Source organism: Xanthomonas sp. A1809 (assembly GCF_017746015.1).
In the GTDB taxonomy this organism is placed as follows: Bacteria; Pseudomonadota; Gammaproteobacteria; order Xanthomonadales; family Xanthomonadaceae; genus Xanthomonas; species Xanthomonas euvesicatoria.
In genome coordinates this window covers 1-627 of the sequence record NZ_JAGHWZ010000067.1, presented here as the reverse complement: position 1 = coordinate 627, position 627 = coordinate 1, and the positions used below count along the sequence as shown (strand labels likewise).

Below are 627 nucleotides of genomic sequence, written 5' to 3'. Positions count from 1 at the left end.
GCCGCTGCCATCGGCGGTGCGGTGACGATCAAGGTTGTCATCACCAAGCCTAACCCTCCTTGCTGCAATGCCATGCTGCTGATGCCCTCACCACTTGAGCCTGGCATCGCGTACTTGACCAGGAAAGCAAGCGCCACTGCGCCAACCACCTTCGTCGCCAAGCTCACCGTGAAGCTCAGCACCGACAACGAAAACACCATCCCTAACCCATATAGCAGCCACTTGCTGAACAACGACTTCGTCGCCTGGAACAGCAGGCACATGATGAACAAGGGACCGAAGCCCACAAATAGTGCCATCCCAATCTTGTTCAACAGAAGCAATGAGCCGCCCACCACGCCGGGGCCGGCCATCTCTACCCCAGTGAACCAGCGTGCGCGGGTCTTCTCGTCGTCGCGCTGTTGGTTGCCTGCTGTCTGGATCTGATCGATGCTCATCATCGCGATCTGCATCAACCCCAGATTCTTGTCGATCGCATCGTAGGGACTTTTCGAATCCCCGGTCACTACTTGGGTAATGGACTGGCTGACACCCTCCGTCAGCGTCCAGTACAGTTTTGACGAACCCTCCGCCATGCTCGTCGCCAGGGCGATGATCAGCGAGGCGCGCAGCGCCGTCACCACCAGG

At 58.5% G+C, this 627-nt stretch carries 1 protein-coding gene; it reads right to left on the bottom strand.

The features are described from left to right. On the bottom strand, positions 1 to 626 hold a 626-nt coding region (locus J7396_RS22445), incomplete at its 3' end, for a type IV secretion system protein (RefSeq protein ID WP_244669846.1). Position 627: the final 1 nt, after the last annotated feature.